This is a genomic window from Haliea sp. E17, from assembly GCF_048323675.1.
In the GTDB taxonomy this organism is placed as follows: domain Bacteria; phylum Pseudomonadota; class Gammaproteobacteria; order Pseudomonadales; family Halieaceae; genus Mangrovimicrobium.
In genome coordinates, this window is sequence record NZ_JBLWFK010000009.1 from 46,667 (window position 1) to 65,733 (window position 19,067).

The 19,067-nt window shown below is 65.1% G+C and carries 17 protein-coding genes; 4 read left to right on the forward strand and 13 right to left on the reverse strand.

Annotated elements, in window-relative coordinates; translation table 11 throughout:
• Position 1: 1 nt before the first annotated feature.
• From ACNKU3_RS19670 to ACNKU3_RS19705, 8 genes are read right to left on the reverse strand one after another with little or no spacing between them, the layout of a single operon-like run.
• Positions 2-1,549: a hypothetical protein gene (locus ACNKU3_RS19670; RefSeq protein WP_418261274.1), complete on the reverse strand. Its 1,548-nt coding sequence runs from the start codon at positions 1,547-1,549 to the stop codon at positions 2-4.
• Positions 1,542-3,113: a hypothetical protein gene (locus ACNKU3_RS19675; RefSeq protein ID WP_418261275.1), complete on the reverse strand. Its 1,572-nt coding sequence runs from the start codon at positions 3,111-3,113 to the stop codon at positions 1,542-1,544. The genes ACNKU3_RS19670 and ACNKU3_RS19675 overlap by 8 nt, the downstream gene beginning before the upstream one ends.
• Positions 3,114-3,116: 3 nt before the next feature.
• Positions 3,117-4,658 (reverse strand): MBOAT family O-acyltransferase, encoded by a 1,542-nt coding sequence (locus ACNKU3_RS19680; RefSeq protein ID WP_418261276.1) that lies wholly within the window; start codon positions 4,656-4,658, stop codon positions 3,117-3,119.
• A 54-nt stretch (positions 4,659-4,712) separates the two neighbouring features.
• Positions 4,713-5,789 carry a hypothetical protein gene (locus tag ACNKU3_RS19685; protein ID WP_418261277.1) on the reverse strand — a complete coding sequence of 359 codons (1,077 nt, stop codon included), beginning with the start codon at positions 5,787-5,789 and terminating at the stop codon, positions 4,713-4,715.
• Positions 5,786-7,009: a glycosyltransferase family 4 protein gene (locus tag ACNKU3_RS19690; RefSeq protein WP_418261278.1), complete on the reverse strand. Its 1,224-nt coding sequence runs from the start codon at positions 7,007-7,009 to the stop codon at positions 5,786-5,788. The genes ACNKU3_RS19685 and ACNKU3_RS19690 overlap by 4 nt, the downstream gene beginning before the upstream one ends.
• Positions 7,002-8,279, reverse strand: coding sequence for a glycosyltransferase family protein (locus ACNKU3_RS19695; protein WP_418261279.1), 1,278 nt, complete (start codon positions 8,277-8,279; stop codon positions 7,002-7,004). Before ACNKU3_RS19695 ends, ACNKU3_RS19690 begins: the two co-directional genes overlap by 8 nt.
• A gap of 14 nt (positions 8,280-8,293) precedes the next feature.
• Positions 8,294-9,265 (reverse strand): glycosyltransferase family 2 protein, encoded by a 972-nt coding sequence (locus ACNKU3_RS19700; RefSeq protein WP_418261280.1) that lies wholly within the window; start codon positions 9,263-9,265, stop codon positions 8,294-8,296.
• Complete coding sequence (locus ACNKU3_RS19705; protein WP_418261281.1) at positions 9,262-10,059, reverse strand: sulfotransferase; 798 nt, start codon at positions 10,057-10,059, stop codon at positions 9,262-9,264. Before ACNKU3_RS19705 ends, ACNKU3_RS19700 begins: the two co-directional genes overlap by 4 nt.
• Positions 10,060-10,401: 342 nt before the next feature.
• Here ACNKU3_RS19705 and ACNKU3_RS19710 point away from each other — a divergent pair, with 342 nt between their 5' ends.
• From ACNKU3_RS19710 to ACNKU3_RS19725, 4 genes are all read left to right on the forward strand, one after another.
• Positions 10,402-11,343, forward strand: a complete 942-nt coding sequence (locus tag ACNKU3_RS19710; RefSeq protein WP_418261282.1) for a DnaJ C-terminal domain-containing protein — start codon at positions 10,402-10,404, stop codon at positions 11,341-11,343.
• Positions 11,340-11,648, forward strand: a complete 309-nt coding sequence (locus ACNKU3_RS19715) for a chaperone modulator CbpM (protein WP_418261283.1) — start codon at positions 11,340-11,342, stop codon at positions 11,646-11,648. Before ACNKU3_RS19710 ends, ACNKU3_RS19715 begins: the two co-directional genes overlap by 4 nt.
• A 320-nt stretch (positions 11,649-11,968) precedes the next feature.
• Complete coding sequence (locus ACNKU3_RS19720) at positions 11,969-12,826, forward strand: isocitrate lyase/PEP mutase family protein (RefSeq protein ID WP_418261284.1); 858 nt, start codon at positions 11,969-11,971, stop codon at positions 12,824-12,826.
• A gap of 336 nt (positions 12,827-13,162) precedes the next feature.
• Positions 13,163-13,765, forward strand: coding sequence for a hypothetical protein (locus ACNKU3_RS19725; RefSeq protein ID WP_418261285.1), 603 nt, complete (start codon positions 13,163-13,165; stop codon positions 13,763-13,765).
• Positions 13,766-13,771: 6 nt separating this feature from the next.
• Here ACNKU3_RS19725 and ACNKU3_RS19730 read toward each other — a convergent pair whose 3' ends face one another.
• The 5 genes from ACNKU3_RS19730 to glsA all read right to left on the reverse strand — a co-directional run bounded on the left by ACNKU3_RS19730 (position 13,772) and on the right by glsA (position 19,034).
• Complete coding sequence (locus ACNKU3_RS19730) at positions 13,772-15,058, reverse strand: magnesium transporter (protein WP_418261286.1); 1,287 nt, start codon at positions 15,056-15,058, stop codon at positions 13,772-13,774.
• The gene (locus tag ACNKU3_RS19735) at positions 15,055-15,861 is read right to left on the reverse strand and encodes a hypothetical protein (protein WP_418261287.1); all 807 of its coding nucleotides are present in this window, start codon (positions 15,859-15,861) and stop codon (positions 15,055-15,057) included. Before ACNKU3_RS19735 ends, ACNKU3_RS19730 begins: the two co-directional genes overlap by 4 nt.
• Complete coding sequence (locus ACNKU3_RS19740; protein WP_418261288.1) at positions 15,851-16,636, reverse strand: mechanosensitive ion channel domain-containing protein; 786 nt, start codon at positions 16,634-16,636, stop codon at positions 15,851-15,853. Before ACNKU3_RS19740 ends, ACNKU3_RS19735 begins: the two co-directional genes overlap by 11 nt.
• A 79-nt stretch (positions 16,637-16,715) precedes the next feature.
• On the reverse strand, positions 16,716-18,014 hold the full coding sequence (locus ACNKU3_RS19745) for an MFS transporter (protein WP_418261289.1): 1,299 nt from the start codon (positions 18,012-18,014) through the stop codon (positions 16,716-16,718).
• A gap of 18 nt (positions 18,015-18,032) precedes the next feature.
• The gene (gene glsA, locus ACNKU3_RS19750; protein WP_418261290.1) at positions 18,033-19,034 is read right to left on the reverse strand and encodes a glutaminase A; all 1,002 of its coding nucleotides are present in this window, start codon (positions 19,032-19,034) and stop codon (positions 18,033-18,035) included.
• Positions 19,035-19,067 lie beyond the last annotated feature (33 nt).

Genomic DNA, 19,067 nt, shown 5'->3' on the forward strand with positions numbered 1-19,067 from the left:
GTCAGGGTGTCCTGCTTGTCTGCACTGCAGCGCTGTCGATGAGGTCGAGTTCCAGGGGCTGCCACTGCTGGTGCACATCCCCGTTCGCCAGGTGAACCCGCAGCGGCGGGTTGGCCAGGCTGGCGTAGCCCGCAACGAAGCCCTCATTCAGCCCCGGCAGGATGATGACCCGCAGGTCACGCCAGTTGCCACCCCCGTAACCATCGGGACCCCAGCGCAGGTTAAACAGCAGGCGACTGCGCTCCGCCGATTCCAGCGAGTACCTGAGGATAAACAGGCTCCCCTCGGGCAACCCGGTCCAGATACCGGGGCGGCGCAGTCGGGCCGCGTCGCCGCGCTCGACCTGAATGGCGCCACCGGCGACCAGCGCGGTATTGCCGACATCCGAAGGCTGGCGGACCGGCGCCCGTAGCAGCGCCCCGCGCTGCTGCAACGCCGCGTAGAAGCGCAGCGGTACCTGCAACAGCCCCTCCTTGCGCAGCAGTTCCGGCAGGTAAGCGAGATCGCGCTGCAGTTGCTGCCCCTCACGCCGGGCCAGTGTAGCGCTGGTGACGAATTCACCAAAGCCTTCAGCGGGCGCCGCGCCATCGACCATCACATCGAGCATGGTCTCGCCTACCAGCGAGGTGTAGTGGCTGGCCTCCTTCCAGTAGCGGTTGTCGCTGCTGTAGCGGTTGAGACCGGTGAAATCATGGAAACCCTGGAGCGCCGCGATACGCCGCTTGAAGTCCAGCACGTAGGGATAGTCGCGGGTGAGGTAGGTCTTGTAGTGCAGCGGGTTGAAAAACAGGGTGACCTCGATACCGTGGGCGCGGGCCAGTTCGAGGAAGGCGGCAACTTCTGCCGCGGCCGCCTCTCCACGGTAGCCGGAGCCACTCATGCGCGCGGAGAGCGTCGCATTGATGCCGCGGAAGCGCTTGTCCTGGGCCACGGGCGCCGCAAACATCTCGCGGGACTCCGCATCGATGCGCTCCCAGTCCTTCGCTGTGTCGAGGATAACCTCGGGCTGCACCTGCTTCGGGACGCTGCCGAGCGCATTGCCCAGGTCGTCGAGGGTCATTGGCGTAAACAGGTAAAACACCATACCGGCAAACCGGTCCTGCCAGTCGACCGGGTAACCGCGGCGCAGGTAGTGACTGCGGTTATCCTCCGGGTTCCAGAACCAGGAGATGTCGTCCAGCCCGAGGTAGACCCGCTTCAGGGTGACGCCGCTGTCGATCAGCGTGCGCAGTGCCTGCAGGTGATTGGCGGGCAGCCCGCCGGAATGCCAGAAGTTGTAGCAATGCCCCGGCGCCCGCCGCGGGTCCAGCGAGCCGACCCGCGACGAGCCCATGATCAGGCAGTCGTAGTCGCTATCGGTGGTGGCCAGGAAGCGGGTCTTGAGCCAGTGCCGGTTGGGCCGCGCCATGCCGTTGAAGGTCTGGTAATCCGCGGCGAATATACCCCAGCGATCCGCCCGGTAGTTGAACCAGGCAGTGGCGAGCAACAGCGCTGCCGCTACCAGCAACGCGGTGAGCAGGAACCCGCCAGTGCCCAGGCGTCTATTCATGGTGGCCTCCACCGGTGTTCGCGGTCGCGTCTGCGGCAGCCGCCGGCGCCTGCCCCTGTTGCGCATCCAGTCGCAGCAGGCGCAGGGCGCGCCAGTGGTAGGCCAGGTTGCCGCCGCCCAGGTTGATGCGCAGGCGCGGCCTGTCCACGGAGGCGTAACCGGCGTAGCGCAGCAGGCTGCTTCCGGCGGCGACAGGCACCTGCTGCACCTGCTCGCCGCTGCCGTAGAGTTTCCTGTCCCGGGTCATGCGCAGGGTCATGCTTTCCGGCAACGCGCTATCGAGCTCGAACTCCAGCACAAAATACTCCCCCGCCCGGAGTTCCAGGCCGAGTTCCGAGGTGCGGGCCCGCCCGTCATCACCGCGCTCGAAGCGTATTTCCCGCCGCTCGAGGGGATCGCCCGCCTGTGGATCCAGGGGCGGCTGGTGGGCAATCGCCCGCGCCTGCAGTTGCGACCGCTTGTCCCAGTAAGTAAACAGGCGCGGCGGGATCGCCAGCATTCCCTCGCGTTGCAGCAGTTGCGGCATCCAGGACGCATCCACGCGCAACTGCGCCGCTTCGCCGGCATCCAGCGTGGCAGGTGTGACTTTCCGCCCCAGTTGCGGCATCCGAGCTGTCTCGCCATTGAGGTCCGCGGCCATCCTGTCCCCCACCATCGCGGAAAAATGGCTGGTTTCCCGCCAGTAGCGGTTGTCGGTGGTAACCGGGTTCAGGCCACTGAAATCGAGGAAGGGCTGGAGTTCCGCGATACCCCGCTTGAAGCGGTAGAACCAGTCGTAGTTGCGGCTGAGGTAAGTCTTGTAGTGCAGCGGCATGAAAAACAGCTGGACGTCGATGTGCCGCTCTTGCGCCAGCGCCAACAGTTCGCGCAGGGCCGCGAGGCTGACATCGCCGTAATAGTGGCTGCCCTCGCCCATCCCGTCCAGCCGGCGAAAGCGAATGTCCGTCATGCCCGGGTGGTCATAGTACTTCTGGTAGCGGCGGCGGATGCGATCGGTATCCAGATTCGGGTCGACGATAAAGCGGGGGGTATCAATTTTCGGCCGCTCCCGCGTCACCAGCGCCAGGTCGGTCAGCGATGGCGGCTGCATCAGGTAGAGGTTGGCGAAGCCCAGCGCATCCGGCCATGACTCGGGGTAGGCCCGGCGCATGCGCTGGCGCTCGCCATCCGCCGGGTTCTCGTTATAGGACAGGTCGTCGATGGCGATGTACACCCGCCGCACCGGCAAACCGCTGTCCAGCAACAGGCGGATGGCCCGCAGGTGATCCGGCAACAAGCCGGCGGAGTGGGTGAAGTTGTAGCAGCTGTCCCCGAAATGCCGGGCGTCGACCGCGGCCAGTCGCGACGAGCCGAACATGAAACAGTCGTAGTCGTGTGTCGTCGACAGCAGGTATTTCGCTTTCAGGTAAAGTTTGTTGATGATGATTTTTTCATGGAAACTGCGAAAATCCCCGGCGAAAACTCCCCAGCGATCGGCGCGGTAGTGGTATCCGCCAATCGCCACCACCACCGCGAAAAATACCGCGGCGGCGAGTGACAGGAACTGGCGTGGTCGCAGGATCAAGGGTCAGAACGCAAAGTAGATGAATTCCCTGGCGGTCGAGGAAAGCACGACCACCACCGCCCAGGCACCCAGCAGGCCGACGATGGCGGCGTTCCACCAGGTCAGTCGCTGCACTTTCTCGTCGCTATCCTCCTCGACATTGAAAATCTGGTAGGTGTTGGGCATGAACAGGACCACCGCGAAGGCGATGATCAGCAGGTTTGCCCAGGCCACGTTGTCGTCGAGGTTGGTGGACAGGCCCTGCAGGGTGCGTTCCCACAGGCGCTGGTTTTCCGCGCTGAACGCGGCGAACAGTTCCCGCGCGCTGGACAGGTCCAGGTGCACGATCCCGCCCCAGATGTGCAGCATGTCGTCCAGGGTGGTAAGGCGGAACACCGCAAACAGCATCATGATCATGGCGAACAGGTAGACGCGCCCGAGCACACGGGTGAACAGGCGGCCGATCCACCAGCGCCCCAGTTGCATGAACACCCCATCCTTGGCCGGGGTCAGCACCCGCTCGGTCGCCATGACACAGCCGTGCAGGAAGCCCCAGACCACGAAATTCCAGCCGGCGCCGTGCCAGAGCCCGCTGAGCGTCATCACGATGACGGTATTGAGGTTGGAGCGCAGCTCACCCTTGCGGCTGCCGCCCAGCGGGATATAGACATAGTCGCGGAAAAAGGCGCTCAGGGTGATGTTCCAGCGCCGCCAGTATTCGCGCACCGAGGTCGACTTGTAGGGCGAGTAGAAATTGATCGGCAGGCGAATGCCAAACATCCTGCCCAGCCCCAGCGCCATATCGCTGTAGCCGGAAAAGTCGAAATAGATCTCCAGGGTATAGGACAACAGTGCGCCGAAGGCCTCTGGGGACGTCAGTGTGTAGCCGTCCTCGAGGCGCTCGAACAGGGGGATCGAGTACTCGCCGAGGCCGTCGGCAATGGCAACTTTCTTGAACAGGCCGATCAGGAAGATGGACAGGCCGATGGCAAACTCATGCCAGGAAAACGGCGCCAGCCAGGAACTCCTGAACTGGGGCACGATACGCCGGTAGTGCACGATAGGGCCGGCGATCAGTTGCGGGAAGAAAGTGACGAACAGCGCGTACTCTGCCCGGGTGCCCTCGATACTCTGCAATTTACCCTGGTAGGTATCGACCAGGTAGGCAATCTGCTGGAAGGTAAAGAACGAGATCGCCAGCGGCAGGACGATATCGAGATCCGGCGCCTGGCGGCTGGCGACATAGGCCGCTGCATCCACCAGCATCTGCGAATACTTGAAATAACCCAGCAGCAGCAGGTTGAAGACGACGCCAAAGGCCAGCAGTGCCGAGCGATGGCGATGCTCCCTTACCGGGGCGAGGTAGTGTCCGAGCAGGTAGTTGGCCAGCATGGAGCCGCCAATCAGCAGCAGGTAGGCGGGATTCCAGTAGCCATAGAATGCCAGCGACAGCGCCGCCAGCAGGTACACCGTGGCCCCGTAGCCGAGCAGCCGCAGGCATAGCAGGAAGCCGCTGAACACCAGCGGCAGGTAGACAAAAATGAATTCGATGGAATTGAACAGCATATTATTTAATCCGTGCGCTGCGCGGGCGGCTTATCTCCCCCGGGTCGCCATGCATCAGTCCCCTGGTTTCTCCACTGCGGATAGCAGTTTCTCCAGTTGTTTTTCCAGCCGGCTGACCCGCTGCGCCAGCCGGTGGCACTTGCGCTCCTGGCTGATCAGCAGGCCGATCATCAACTTGGCGATACGTTCCGGTTCCAGTGCATCCTCTGGATGCACATGGTGCTCTCCGACCAGGCCCGGGAACAACTCGCCGCGCGGGGACTGACGGAAACGCCGCGCCACCTCCGCATTCGAGGCGCCAAAGCGCGTGAGAATGCGCTCCCGCAGAGACCCCGAAAACAGCCCTCCCGCGTCGTAATCCGCATCGTAGGGCAGGTGTTCGACGGCCTCCGAGAGTCCGTGCAGGAAGGCCCTGCGCGGCATGTTGCCAAGGGCAAATTGATCGGCGTGGGCGGCCAGCCGCAGGGCGTCATAGGGCAGGCTGGGGTTCGCCGGCTGCGGGGCGAAGACCAGGCTGTCGGGAGCCAGTCCCAGCAGCTCGCAGATATCGGCCTGGATACCGCGCGCCTGGACCTGCTCATAGACCCGGACATGGATTCGCTCGTCGCCAAACCGCGCCGCCCAGGCGTCGAGAACCTGGAGGTAATCCAGCAGGCCCAGGCGCACCCCATCCAGCGCGTACAGTTCGACATCGCTGTCCAGCGCCACGATCCCCGCCTTGGCCTCCTCGCAGAAACTGGAGGCGATGACATTGTCCTGGCGGCGGACATAGGCAATCACCTGGACATCGTAGCGCTGCTCGAGATCCTCCGGCAGGTCTGCCGGACTGGCGAACCAGAAGTTCTCCGAGGACAGCACCACCGCGGAGGCGCCGCTCGACTCCCGCTCGCGTTCAAGCTGCTGCCAGAGCAGGGCCGCATCGGGCCGCGGCAGCCCCGCCGCGGTGCACATCTGCGGCAGGCAGGCATAGGCGAACAGGTGGGAGGCCTGCTGGAAACGCCCGGCCAGCGGGTACAAAAGGCCCGCCTGCTGCAGGTGCGGGGCGTTGTCCGCGAGGAAGCGCTGCAACGCAGTAGAGCCGGTTTTCGGGCGCCCGATATGCAGGTAGAGCTTTGGCCTGGTCAGTGTCACTCCAGTAACCCCCGCAGTATTTCATCAAGTTCAGCGGACTGGCTGGCGAAACTGCGCAGTTGTCCCTTGTAGGGGTTGCGGTAGTCGGCCCAGTCGCGCCCCGCGGCCTCGACCAGCGCAGCGGCCAGCTCTCGCGGGCCGCTGTCGAAGGGCACCAGCCTCCCGTTTTCCCCGTCGACGATATTTTCCACCGGCGCGCCGCAGTCGGTCGCGATCACCCAGACATCCCTGGCCAGCGCCTCCCGGACAGTCAGTCCGAAACTCTCCTTCCACTGGGAGGGAAACAGCAGTACGTCGATGCCGGCAAAAAAGGTATCCATGGTTTCCATGGTGTAGGCGGAAACGAAGTCCACTTTGACATCGCGCCGCCAGTCGCTGGAGGAACGCCAACTGGTGCCGAGGTTCTGCGCCGCGTCGACGACGCGCAGGCTGTAATTGGCCAGCCCGGCCTGCTCAAAGGCGCTGAGCATCAGCGCGGCGCCCTTGATCTCGCCCGGCCCGCCGGTGAAACCGAACACGGTTTTGCCGCCCCCGGCCCGGCTGCGGCGGCGCAGCGCGTCAAAACCCTCGCCGGGCAGGCAGATGCCGTTGCCGTTGACCTGCGAGGTCGCCTCCGGGAAACCGCTGGCGACGTGCAGGCGGCGATGGAACTCGCTGGGATAGAGCAGCCGGTCCACGTACTGCAGGGCATCGCGCAGCTGGCGGTCGCGCTCGCGCAGCGCGCCAATCGACGCGGTGCAGTACTGGCACTGGGCGCGGTCGATGCGCTGCTGGTTACAGTAGCGGCCGTCGGAGTTGATCATGAACTGGCGGTCGCAGAGCCACCAGCAGTCGTGCAGGGTGACCGCCAGCCGGCAGCCGTACTCGCGCAGCGCCGGAAACCAGCCGACACCCAGGCCCTGCAGCGCATGCGCATGGCACACCGTCGGGCGATAGGCGGCGAGGACATCCCGCACCACCGCGTCGAAGCGCGGGTTGCTGTAGTCCCCGAGGTAATCGGGTTCGCTGTGCACCACCACGGCGACCACGTCCATGCCGTCGAAGCGATAGCGGCGCAGGGAGTACTCCGGCATGTTGAAGTCGCGGATGGTAGTCAGCACCAGCACCTGCCAGCCGTGGTTCCGGTGCAGGTCGCGGGAACAGGCCTCCGCCACCACCGTGCCGCCACCGAAGCGGTGCGGGGCAAAGTGCAGGTTGACCACCAGCAGGCGCTTATCCATGGGCCACCCCCACTCCCAGTTCGGCGGCAAGACCCGACCACGCCGGCGCGTCGAGGCACTGGGTCTCCAGCACCTGCCGCTGCGCCGCCCGGGCGAGCCGGTCGCGCAGGGCCGGGTCCTCGATCAGCTGCTGCAGCGCCTGTTGCCAGGCGGCCTCGCTGTCACAGAGCATGCCGGTTTCAGCGTGCGAGACAAGGTCGGCAAACTGGCCGATACGGTCCGCCACGGTAACCACACCGCACAGGCTGGCCTCGAGGTAGCGAATGGCGCTCTTGCAGTCGTTAAAGGCGTCCCGCAGCAGGGGCACCAGATTGATATCGATACTGCGCAGGGTTTCCAGGTACACCGCGGTACTCTGGAACGACGAGGTAACTACCCGGTCAGCGAATGCCAGCAGCGCCTCCGGGGCACTGACGAACCCGCCCAGGCGCAGGTGCAGCTGCGGAAACTGTTCGAGCAGGCGCGCCAGCACCGGCACGATGCTGGCAAAATCCTGGTCGTGGGCCCGCGAGCCGGAGAAATAGCCCAGCCAGACCGCGTCGCCGCTGCGCACCGGCGCGGGAGGAAGACTGGCGTACACACTGAGCATCGCGCCGTCGACCAGGTTGGGCCACAGGACCACCTGCTGCAGCTGCAAGCGCTGCTGCGCCAGCGCCTGCATGGCCCGGGTGCTGACGATGACCCTGCCCACCCGCTGCATCATCGCCGCGTAGGAGGGGATCTGCGCCAGCAGGCCATCGCGCTCCCGGGCGCTCAGGGTCTCCAGGTTGCGATTCTGTGCGTAGCAATCCCGGTCGAAAATCGGGTCGTCGATGTCGTAATACATGGACAGGCCAAGCCGCTCCGCTTCCGCTACCAGCGCCTCGCACTCGTCCCACCGTGGAATGCGGTAGAAGATCACCGTCGAGGCCAGTTGCATCAGGCTGAAGGCGCGATGCAGGTCGCGGAACTCCGCGTAGGCGCAGGGAATGCCGCGCGCGGTAAAGTATTCGACTTTCTGCAGCACCCGGTATTTCTTGCACTGGGGAATATCCAGCGCGCCGATGATGACCACGCCCTGGCCGCGGAAGACTGCAGGGGCAGCGCCGGCATCGCCCAGCTGGTGACGTTCATACCAGCGGGTGTAGCGATCGATACTGAAACGGGAAGTGGAGCGCAGGTGCGACAGGGCCTTGCGCAGGGTTACCTGCAGGCCGCCTTCGCGGATATTGGTGGCGAGCAAACGAAACAAACCACCCCAGGTCAGCCCCCGCTCCTTCAGCAACTTCATAGACTGGGGCGACCCTAAAGCTTGAACGAGTCGAACATGCCGCGAGCGTGTTCCCGGATAATCTGCTTTCTCAGCGGCGAAGCGACCGAGAGAAAGGCAAATTTGAGCAGTGCCCGGGAAAAATCCCGGAGTACCCAGTTACGCGACACATAGGACTGCCGATAGAGGAACAGGCGATTGCGCGTCATGTAGTAGTAACGCAGGGGGTCGTGTACCCGGACATTGATATTCAGCAGGGGCACCCGGATGGCGTCCACTCCCACCTCCTGGTACAGGTGGATATCCTCACAACCCACCAGGCTCCAGCCGCGGTCCTTGGCCCGGAACGACCATTCCAGGTCAACGCTGTCGATGAACAGTTCCTCGCGCATCGGGCCGACCTGGTCGATGCTCTCGACGGAAACCACGGTACCCGAGGTAATCAGGAAATCGGCGTGCACGAAGGGGTAGTCCATGTTCGCAATACCCTTGATCCGGTTGCCCATCGAACCGCCAAACTGGACAAAGCGCTGGTAGCTGCGCTTGCGGGTATCGAAGACCTTGCCGCCCAGAGCCGCCAGCTTGGGCAGCTGCTGCCGCAGGCGGGCAAAGTGCGCGAGCATGGCACTGGCGTAGTTGTCGTCGAAACGCGAATCCTGGTCCACCGGCATGACCACCCGGACTCCCGCCTGCCGGGCCACCTCGACCAGCTGGTTGATGCCCGCCGCGATACCCAGGTTGTCCTCGTTGAGGATGACCTGAATGCCGCTCTGCGCGCCCAGCGCACTGCTGATATCGACTGCGTTCTCGGACCCGTTGTCGATGACGAAAACCGTGATGTTCTCCCCGCTGAGTCGCAGGCACAGGTCGCGGAGACGGTCGACTTTCGGGTTGTAGGTGATGATGCCGACATACATGTCCGGGAGGATGTCCCGCGAGGTACCGTTACAGCCCAGTGGGGAAACCCGCGCCACGCCGTTGGGGCGACCCAGTGACGCCAGGTTCACTGCGCACACCAGGACTGCGGCACCGGGATATCGAGACCTTCCAGGTCCAGCAGGTCCTGCACGATGCGTGCGGAAAAGCGCTCGCTGACCCAGCGCGGGCGCGGCAGCTGCGCCGAGGGATTGATGCGTCGCTGCAATTTCGCCGGCGCGTAGTCGTGCGCCGGCAGGCCCAGGAATGCCTCGACTCCCCGCAGGACCTGTTCCGGCCGCTGGCTGATGTCGTCGTAGTACACGATGTGGATCTGCTCCCGGGGCAGCACCTCCAGCATGTTCCTGAGGTGTTTGGCGTAGAGCGAGTGCTCGAGGAACTCCTGCGGCGCCGTTCCGGAGGTTGCACGCGCCAGCATCTCGAGCTGTGCCTCGTCGCCCCCCAGGTGGTAGTGGAACTTCAGGTGGGACCAGATTCGGTCGAGGGGATCCCGCAGCACATAGACGATACGCAATTCGCCCACCCGCTGCAGCAGGCGCTCCCAGTCACCCCGCGACAACAGCACGCTGAGGTTGCTGAAATCCGCACAGTACTGGCCGTTGGCCACCCCGGAGAAGCGGCGCTCGTACCAGCCCCAGGTGCGCGGTGCCAGCAGGTAATCCAGGTACCAGGCGGTGTCCCGCCAGGACAGGCCGTCCGCGGACCGCGCGCGGGCGTTGCGCCAGCGGCCGAGGCGATAGCCAAATGTGAGTGCGCCGCGATGGCCGCTGCTGTCGGCGAGGTAGTGGAGCTCTTTTTCCGGGCTGAAGTGAATGCCTGGATGCTGCTCCAGTTGCCGAAACAGCCAGGTCGTCCCCGACTTCATTGCACCGACATTGAGAAATAGTTTATTTAATTGTGCCAAAAGCGTGTTCCACCAACTGCCGCACACCTGCCGTATCCACCGAACCGCCCTGCCCGCTGCAGGACCACACCTGCGCGCCAGGGCAAGCGGGAATCTTGCATTTTTTTGTCCGGCTTCCGGAGCCTGGGCACCATCCCGGGTTGAACCCCCTCCCCGGGACCGGCGCGTATTCCTTGCAGAACCCGGCATGCGTAACCAGAACGGTTGCCGCTGCCAGTTATCATGGCTGAAAATGCAGCTAGTATATAGACTGGCAGGGGAGCTGGCCACTGCCCCGCCACGGCTGAAACTGACAGGTCAATCATGGAATTCAAGGACTACTACCAGATACTGGGCGTATCTCCAGACGCCGAAACCAGTGACATCAAGACCGCCTACCGCAAGCTGGCGCGCAAGTTCCATCCCGACCTCAACCCCGGGGAAGAGGCGGAAGCGAAGTTCAAGGAGGTCGCCGAGGCCTGGGAAGTCCTCAAGGACCCGGAACGCCGCGCCGAGTATGACGAGTTGCGCCAGTACGGCGGCAGGCAGCGGGAATTCCGCCCGCCACCGGGCTGGCAGAGCGCCAGCGGCGCCGGCGCGGAGCAGTTCAGCGGCGATTTCTCCGACTTTTTCAACTCGATATTCGGCGGCGGTTTCCAGCATCGGGAGCGCGAATGGTCCGGCGGCTTCCGCGCTGGCGGGCAGGATGTCGAGATCGAGATGCCGGTGTTCCTCGAAGAGACCATCCACGACGCGCGCAAGCCGGTGGAATATGAAATCCCGGTTATCGAGAACGGCCAACTGCACTACCAGCGCAAATCCCTGAAGGTCACCATTCCCGCGGGTGTCGCCGACGGCGAGCGCATCCGGGTCAAGGGTCAGGGCGCCCCGGGATCGGGCGGCGGGCCCGCGGGAGACCTCTACCTGCATGTGCGCCTGGTCCCCCACCCGGTGTTTGATGTCGAGGGCCACAACCTGCTGGTGACGGTCCCCGTAGCACCCTGGGAAGCGGCCCTGGGCGCGAAGGTGGTGGTGCCGACGCTGGACGGCAAGATCAGCCTGACGGTGGCGCCCAACAGCCAGAGCGGGCAGAAACTGCGCGTGCGCGGCAAGGGGCTGGCCGGCAAGGGCGGGCGCGGCGACCTGTTCGCGGTTCTCAAGGTGGTGATGCCGCCGGGCGCTGCCGCCGGTACCACGGAGCTGTGGCAGCAACTGGCGGAGAAGGCGGCCTTCGATCCGCGGGCGGAATGGAGCAAGCACTCATGAGCGTCAGCAGTGTGAAAATCTCTGTCAATGAATTGTGCTCGGCGCAGGGGGTCTCGCGCTCGCTGCTGGTGGAGATGGTGGAATACGATGTGGTGCAGCCGGTGGCGGGGCACTCGGACCGGGACTGGGAATTCGACTGCACGGCGGCGCACTGGGTAAAGCGCGCCCTGCGCCTGAAGGCGGACCTGGAACTGGACTGGGTGGCGGTGGCAATGCTGGTGGACCTGTTGCGCGAGCGCGAGGAGCTGGCGCGGGAAAATGAGCTGCTGCGCTTGCGGCTGGAGCGGTTTCTGGCGGGGGAGTGATACCCCACTAACCCTACTGTAGCGGCAAAAAGCCCATGCCGCTCCAGTACAGGGACTCCGCTATCCGCCCGCACCGGTAGTTGTCCCTGCTGGAACACGCCAAAAAGCGCACATCCCTGTGCAGGCTCGGTCGGCGACGTGCCCGAAAAGAGGGGCACGCTCTCCTGTCGCCTCACGGTTCCAGCAGGGACAACTACCGGTACGTGCTCGCTTTAGTGGAGCGTCCCGGGCTTCAATTTCTTTCCCGAATACCCTATCGTGACCCTCTTCCAAAAAACCGACAGTCATTTAACTTCTAAAAAATCAATGAGAGCCCGATCATGACGACCAAAGCCCAGAAACTCCGCGATCTCATCAACAGCGGCGAGCATTTCATCGCCGCCGATGTCTACAGCGCCATCACCGGCAAGATTGTCGAGCACGTCGGCTTCCAGGCCGCCTACCTCGGCGGCCACGCCTGCAGCGCGTTCCACTACGCCATGCCGGACTACGGGGTGTACTCGCAGGTGGAACAGCTGGAGCAGGCCAACCGCATTGCCGAGGCGATGGAGATTCCGCTGATCGCCGACGCCGATACCCTGGGCGAGACGGTGGCGGACGCATTCCACTTCACCCGCCGCTACGTGAAGTCGGATGTGGCAGGCTACCACGTGGAGGACGGCATCAACCCGCGCCACTCCACCTTCGTGGGCGACCTGCAGCCGATTGCCGAGATGCAGGCCAAGCTGGATGCCTGTGTCAAAGCGCGCGGCGACTCGCCCTTCGTGATCATCGCGCGCTGCGACGAGCTCTACCCCAAGAGCTACCGCGGCGCCGGTGACTGCAGCATGGAAACCGCGATCCAGCGCGGCTTGGCCTACGCGGAAGCGGGCGCCGATGTCATGCTCTATCCCTTCGCCAACCAGGAGGCCTGCGACGCGCTGCGCGCGGCGCTGCCGATCCCGGTCTGCGTACTCGGCCCGGTGGTTCCCGGCACGGCGTTCGCCCTGCACACGGGCTGGGGCTGGATGGGCGCGGCCCAGCTGCACCTGAAAAACGCCAGGGAGCTGATGGAAACCGGCTCCGTTACCGGCTTCGATCCGACCATGCCGGAGAAAGCCGAGTTCCTGGAGATGGGCCTCTACGACGACCTCATCCGCGACTGGGCGAAGAAAACCGGCAAGCCTTTCCGCGACTGACCCACCTGATCCGAGCCTCACCCCGGCACAGCCCCCACGGCTCGAGAGCGCTTTTTACTCGCCGTGGGGGCTGTGCCGGGGCGAGTCTCTCGCCACCGGCGTAATTCAACTCTTCCAACAATTTGCTCGACCGGTTTTCGAGCAGATACTCGATATTCCCTCGATGCGAGCAGTCACAGGCGAAGGCGCCCCGCGGTGAGTAAAAAGCGCTCTCGAGCCGCGGGGCGCCTTCGCCTGTGACTGCGGATCAAGAACACCATCACAGTAACGCGTTAACACATTGACGCCACCAACCCGATTTGTCATAAAGTGGAAACATGCCCGGGGGAGGTGTGTATGCGTGACGATCTGTACCAGCAACCTGTGTCCGAAACCTCATTGGCGGCCTATTTCAGGCAGCGCCTGCTGCAACAGGCCAGGCGCCTGCGGCCGCCGCCCAACGAGGACACCTGCTGGTATATCGGCAACATGCTGGAACGCTTCGGGCGCAGCGACCAGCTGTTTGCCTATGCCGACGGCCAGTTCAACCTGCGCCCCCTGGCGCTGCTCTACAGCGACGCCCTGGAAGCGCCCGACCAGCACCAGCGCTGCCTGATCCTGCAACAGCTCGGCGACATGGCCCTGTTCCTCGGCGCCCTGTTTCCCGAGCGTTTCACCCGCCGCGGCATCCAGCAGGACTATGTGGCGGGCATGGGCGGCAGCGCCTACGACTACCTGGCCGACAACGCCCGGCGCAACCGGCACATTTTCGCCGAGTTGTCGCGGAGGTTCTCGCGCCTGCTGGGTGTGGTGGCCAGTGCCTGTTACCGGGAGACCGCGCTGAGTACCGAGGAGGTCATCGCCCTGTACCAGCACTGGCTCGCCACCGGCGACCCGGTGGCGGCGCAGCGGCTGCAATCGCTGGGGATCGCGGTGCGGACCAGCGAGCGCCTGCACTGAGGGTGTTCAAAGCAGGCCGGACAGCAGGGTCGCGGTGCCGAGGAAGGAGAGAAAGCCCGCCACGTCGGTGACGGTGGTCAGGATGATCGACGAGGCGGTGGCCGGGTCCTGGCCCAGCCGGGACAGCACCATCGGCACCAGCGCCCCGGCGATACCCGCCATGACCATCGCGGTGAGCATGGCGATGGCGATCACCAGCGCCAGTCCGGCGGACTGGCTCCAGACCCATACGCCGAGCCCGCAGGTCAATGCCAGCGCGGTGCCGTTGATCAGGCCGATCTGCACTTCCTTGGATAGCACCGCCCGCCACTGCAGGGTACTCACCTCTTTCAGCGCGAGGCCGCGCATGGTGACCGCGAGGGCCTGGGAGCCGGCATTTCCCGACTGCCCCGCTACCACCGGCAGCAGGATGGCGAGGGCGGTGAATTTGGCGATGGTCGATTCAAACAGGCCCACCACCGAGGCCGCGAGGAAGGCGGTCAGCAGGTTGATGTGCAGCCAGACCAGGCGCCGCTTGACCGCGAACAGCGGCGGCGACAGCGCGCGCTCGTCCGCGCTGGCGCCCACCATCCGCTGGATGCCCGCGGTGGCCGCTTCCTCGGCCGCCTGGAACAGGTTGGTGTAGCGGATGATGCCGAGCAGCTTGCCCTCCTGGTCGACCACCGGAATCGAGTCCGAACGGGAGGCGTCGAACAGCTTGACCAGGTCCTCCTCCGTGGAAGTGAGGAAGGCCACGCCGCTCACCGGATTGAGCAGTTCCGACATCGGCGTATCCGGCTCCGCCAGCGCCATGTCCTGCAGGTCCACCCTGCCCTGCAGCACGTCGTCCCCGGAGACCAGGTAGAGGGAGCGCACCCGCTGGGTCTTCGAGCGCCGCAACTCCGCCAGCGCCTCGCCCACGGTCTGCTCCACGCGGTAGCGGGCCTGCAGCCGGTCCATGAAACGGCCGGCAGTGCGCTCGGGGAACTCCAGCAGTTCGCTGTACTCGGTGCGGATGCGGCCGGGCAGCGCGTCGAGGGTCGCCTGGCGCTGTTCCGGCGCCAGGGCACGCAGGATCAACAGGGCGGTGCGGATACTCGCCAGTTGCAGGACCCGGGACTGCTGCTCTTCCGCCAGGGACAGGAACAGGCTGGTGAGGCGCCCCGGGTCGCTGTACTCGAGCAGTTGGGTCAGGCTCTCCGCGGACAGTGTGGACAGCTCCTGCGGCAGCTCATCCTCCCGTTCCACCACCCGCGCGGCTTCGGCGGGAAATTCGCGGACATAGTGATCGCGCAGGCTGTCGGCAATATTCATGGGCGCCCCAGCAGCGATTCCAGCACCCGCCCGCAGGTATTGAGATACCCCGTGGCAAGTTCCGAGACCACTTTTTCCAGGCCGAATTCGCCGGGACGGGATTCCCCCGCCACCCGCTCCAGCGCCGCGCGGCTGACTACGCCGAGAATCCGGTGATGCCTGTCGACCACCGGGAGCTCCGCGCGATCGCCCCACAGCCGCGAGCCCAGCGCGGTGGCGGCGTCGGTGAGGCCGCTGAGCGGCTCCACCCGTTCGGCGACCTGGCCCACGGGCCGGCCCCGGTTCTTGCGCGCATAGGCGGCGCGCAGGCTGAGCATACCGTTGTAGCGCCCGTCGCCATCGATCACCAGGATCGGCTGCGGGCTGGTATCGGCGTTCTCGGACAACTGCTCACAGAACAGCTTGCAGGTGGTATCCGCCGACACCCGGATAAAGGCGTTGCCCGCCAGCGACGCCAGGGTATGGGCGGGAAACTGCAACATCTGGTAGAGGATGACCCGCTGCGCCTCCGGCGCGGCGGCGATTACCGCCTGGTATCGAGACTCGTGGAGGTGAGCGCTCAGGGCCACCGCCTCGTCGCCGGGCGCCGAGACCAGCATTTGCGCAATGAACTGCGCTTCGAGCGTACCCAGCAGTCCGGTCAGCTGCCAGCTGGGCAGGCGCGCGCAGAGAGCAGCCGCCGCGGCCACCGGCAGGGCGCCGACGAAGGCCGCCAGCTCACCCAGTTCACAGGTCGCCAGCAGGGCCGAAACGTCATCAGGACGGGTGGCGACGAACTCCAGCACCAGGGGATCAGTCGCCATTGGCGTCCTCCCCGGGTTCGCCGGCCTCGCGCACCAGCAACACCTCCGAGGCGACGAAGCGCGAGGTGGGCACCGTCAGCACCCCCTGCTCCGCTTCCAGCACCACCGCCGTGCTGAGCAATTCGATGATCCGCCCCTGCCGGTCGCCGATGCGCACCACATCGCCGATCCGGTAGCGATCGAGGGCGCGCCGGGCGAGCAGGTTTTCCACCAGCTGCCGGCTGCCGAGGGCGAAGGCCAGGGACAGCCCGCCGAAGAAAAAGCCCAGCAGGATGACGATGACGTTGGAGAGAAAGGTAATGTCGATCGCGGTTTGGGCCAGGCCGGTGAGCACCGCCGCGATGATCACCAGCAACTGGGCGAAGCGCGGTACCAGATGGTCCGAGTGCAGGCCCATCAGGCCGCTCACCAGGGTGCGCACCACCATGCCCAGGAGATACCCGGACAGGATGATGAAGCCGCCGAGGATGACCTGGGGAATGTACAGCAGCAGGCGGTCGAGCCACTGCCGGACGACGGAAATATCGAGGGATTGCAGGGCCAGCAGCAGGAACACCACCAGCGTGCCGTAGTAGACGCCCGCGCGCAGGGACTTGCGCAGCATGTGCAGGTCCACCTGCTCCAGCCGGCTGCGCGCCCGGTGCCGCAGATAGGCTTCCAGGCGGATCAGCCAGTGTTCGGTGAGCCGCGCCAGCACCCCGGCCACGACAAAGCCGGCAATGGCGATCAGGATCGCCAGCAGTTCCGGGTGTTCATTGAGAAATTCGGTGGGCATTGCGCAGTGCCTGTTGCAAACAACTACCAGCAGCGTAGTAGCCGGACACGCGGGATGCCACCGGGAGCGTTTGCACAGCCTACTGCGGCGACTGTTCGGCCTCCGCTCGGTCAGCAGCGACAGGGTTTTCCGCGCCGCCGCCTGCAGCGGCCGTATCTTCCGCCTCCCCCCGCGGGTCGAGTTCGAAACTGGCCGGCGCTGCTTCGGAGGCCGCCGCGGCAAAGTGGGTCTGTTCGCCCGTGCTGACGGCGCGCGGCTCGCGCATGAATTTCAGGAACAGCCCGGCAAACACCAGGCACACCACGGCAAACCCCCAGAACAGGCTGTTGGCGCCCCAGATCGCCATGCACTGGCCGAGAATGATCGGCGCGAGAATGGCGCCGCAGCCGTTGAGCAGGAGCACCGAGGTACCGATCTCCACGAACTCCTCGCTGCTGGAGACATCCGCCGCCGTGGCCAGCGACACCGCGTACATCGGCATAATCGTCGCGCCGAATAACACTACCGTGAACAGGAACGCCGCATGGCCCGCGCTCAGCGCCACCGCGATGGAGGCGACGCTGTTGGCCAGTGCCAGCAGCACCAGGATCTGGCGCCGGTCGCGCCGGTCCGACAGCAGGCCGATCGGGTACTGGAACAGGGCGCCGCCGATGATCGCCGAGGTCATGAAGGCGGTCACCGCCAGCTGGCTGGCGTCCGCCTGCCGTGCGAATACCGCGCCCAGCGACCAGAAACTGCCGGTGACCGCGCCGGACAATACGGCACCGGCGAATGCCGAGTGCGAGCGCCGGTACAGTTTGCGGAAACTGGCCCGGGTGGTGGCCACCGCGGTCGGCGCGATGCGCCGGGTCAGGCCGATGGGCACAATCGCCAGCGCCATGAACAGTGCCGCGAGGATGAACGGCTCCGGCGCGCTCGCCGGGCCGATATTGATCAGCAACTGCCCTGCGGCCATCGAGATCAGGGTGATGAAGGTGTATACCGCCAGGATCTGCCCGCGATTCTGGCGCGAGGCCTGGCTGTTGAGCCAGCTTTCAATGACCGAGTAGAGACCGCTGATCGCGATACCGGTCGCCAGCCGCAGTACCAGCCAGAAAGCCCAGTGGTCGAGCAATTCCAGCGCCAGCACGGCGACGATCATGATCGCCGCCAGTGCGGCGAAACAGCGGATATGGCCGACGCGGGCAATGATCCTGGGCACGATGATACAGCCGACGACAAAACCGGCGAAGTAGCACGAGGCGCTGAGGCCAATCAGTACTTCGCCCATGCCAATGGCGTCGGCGCGCAGGGGCAGTAGGGTCAGCTGCATGCCGTGTCCCAGCAGCAGCAGGGCGGTGGAAAATAACAGGGAAACGACCGCACGCAGTGCAGGCATCAGCAACCTCCGGGTTTCTCAGTTTTCCCCGTGGCGGGAATTTCGCGCCCGATGGACAGGCAGGAACAGGCTGAGTTCCAGTTCGCTGGCAATATACTGTACGGCACGCATGCCGCGCACGCTGTTTCCGGCGGGGGAAAGGCGCGGGGAGTAGCCGGCGATGGCCATCCGCCCGGGCACCACGGCAACCACTCCGCCACCGACGCCGCTCTTGGCGGGAATACCGGCGGTATAGGCCCACCAGCCGCTCTCGTCGTAGAAGCCTGAAAGCAACATCAGCGCCAGTACCTCGTCCACATAGTCGCGCCGCATGACCTGTTGGCCGGTCAGCGGGTTCAGGCCGCCATTGGCCAGCGTCGCCCCCATGACTGCCAGTTGCCGCGCAGTGACGCCGACGCTGCTCTGCCGGTTGTAGACATCGAGGGTCTCCGCGGGACTGGCGCCGAGCATGCCGTGTAGTTGCAGCAGGTCCGCAACCGCGTGATTGCGATAGCCGCCGCTGGCGACGGACTGGTAGACCGGCTCCAGCAGTTCCAGTCGCTCTCCGGCAAACGCACTGTACCAGTCCAGCAGGCCTGACCAGCGCTCTGCGGCGGACGCGGCCTGCAACAGGCTCACCGCGGTGATAGCCCCCGCGTTGACCATCGGGTTCAGGGGCGCCAGCGGCGGGTTTTCGATATTCGACAGGGCATTGAAGGGCAGTCCGGTGGGTTCGACCCCGATTTTCTCCAGCACGATGCCCGGGCCCAATTGCTGTAACAACAACGCCAGGGTGAAGGGCTTGGCTGCGGACATGATGGCGAAGGATCGGCCACTATCGCCTGCTACATGGACCTCACCGTCCACCGTGACTATGACGACCGCGAAATGCGCGGGGTCGACCTTCGCCAGCGCCGGAATGTATCCCGCAACCTCACCCCCCTCGTCCTCCCGGAACGCTGCATAGGCCGCATCAACCACCGCCTGCAATCGCGGCTCGGCAGCCCGTAGGGGCAGTGTTGCCAGCAGCGTGGACAACAACAGGGCCAGCGCCGGTAACAGGCAACGGCACCG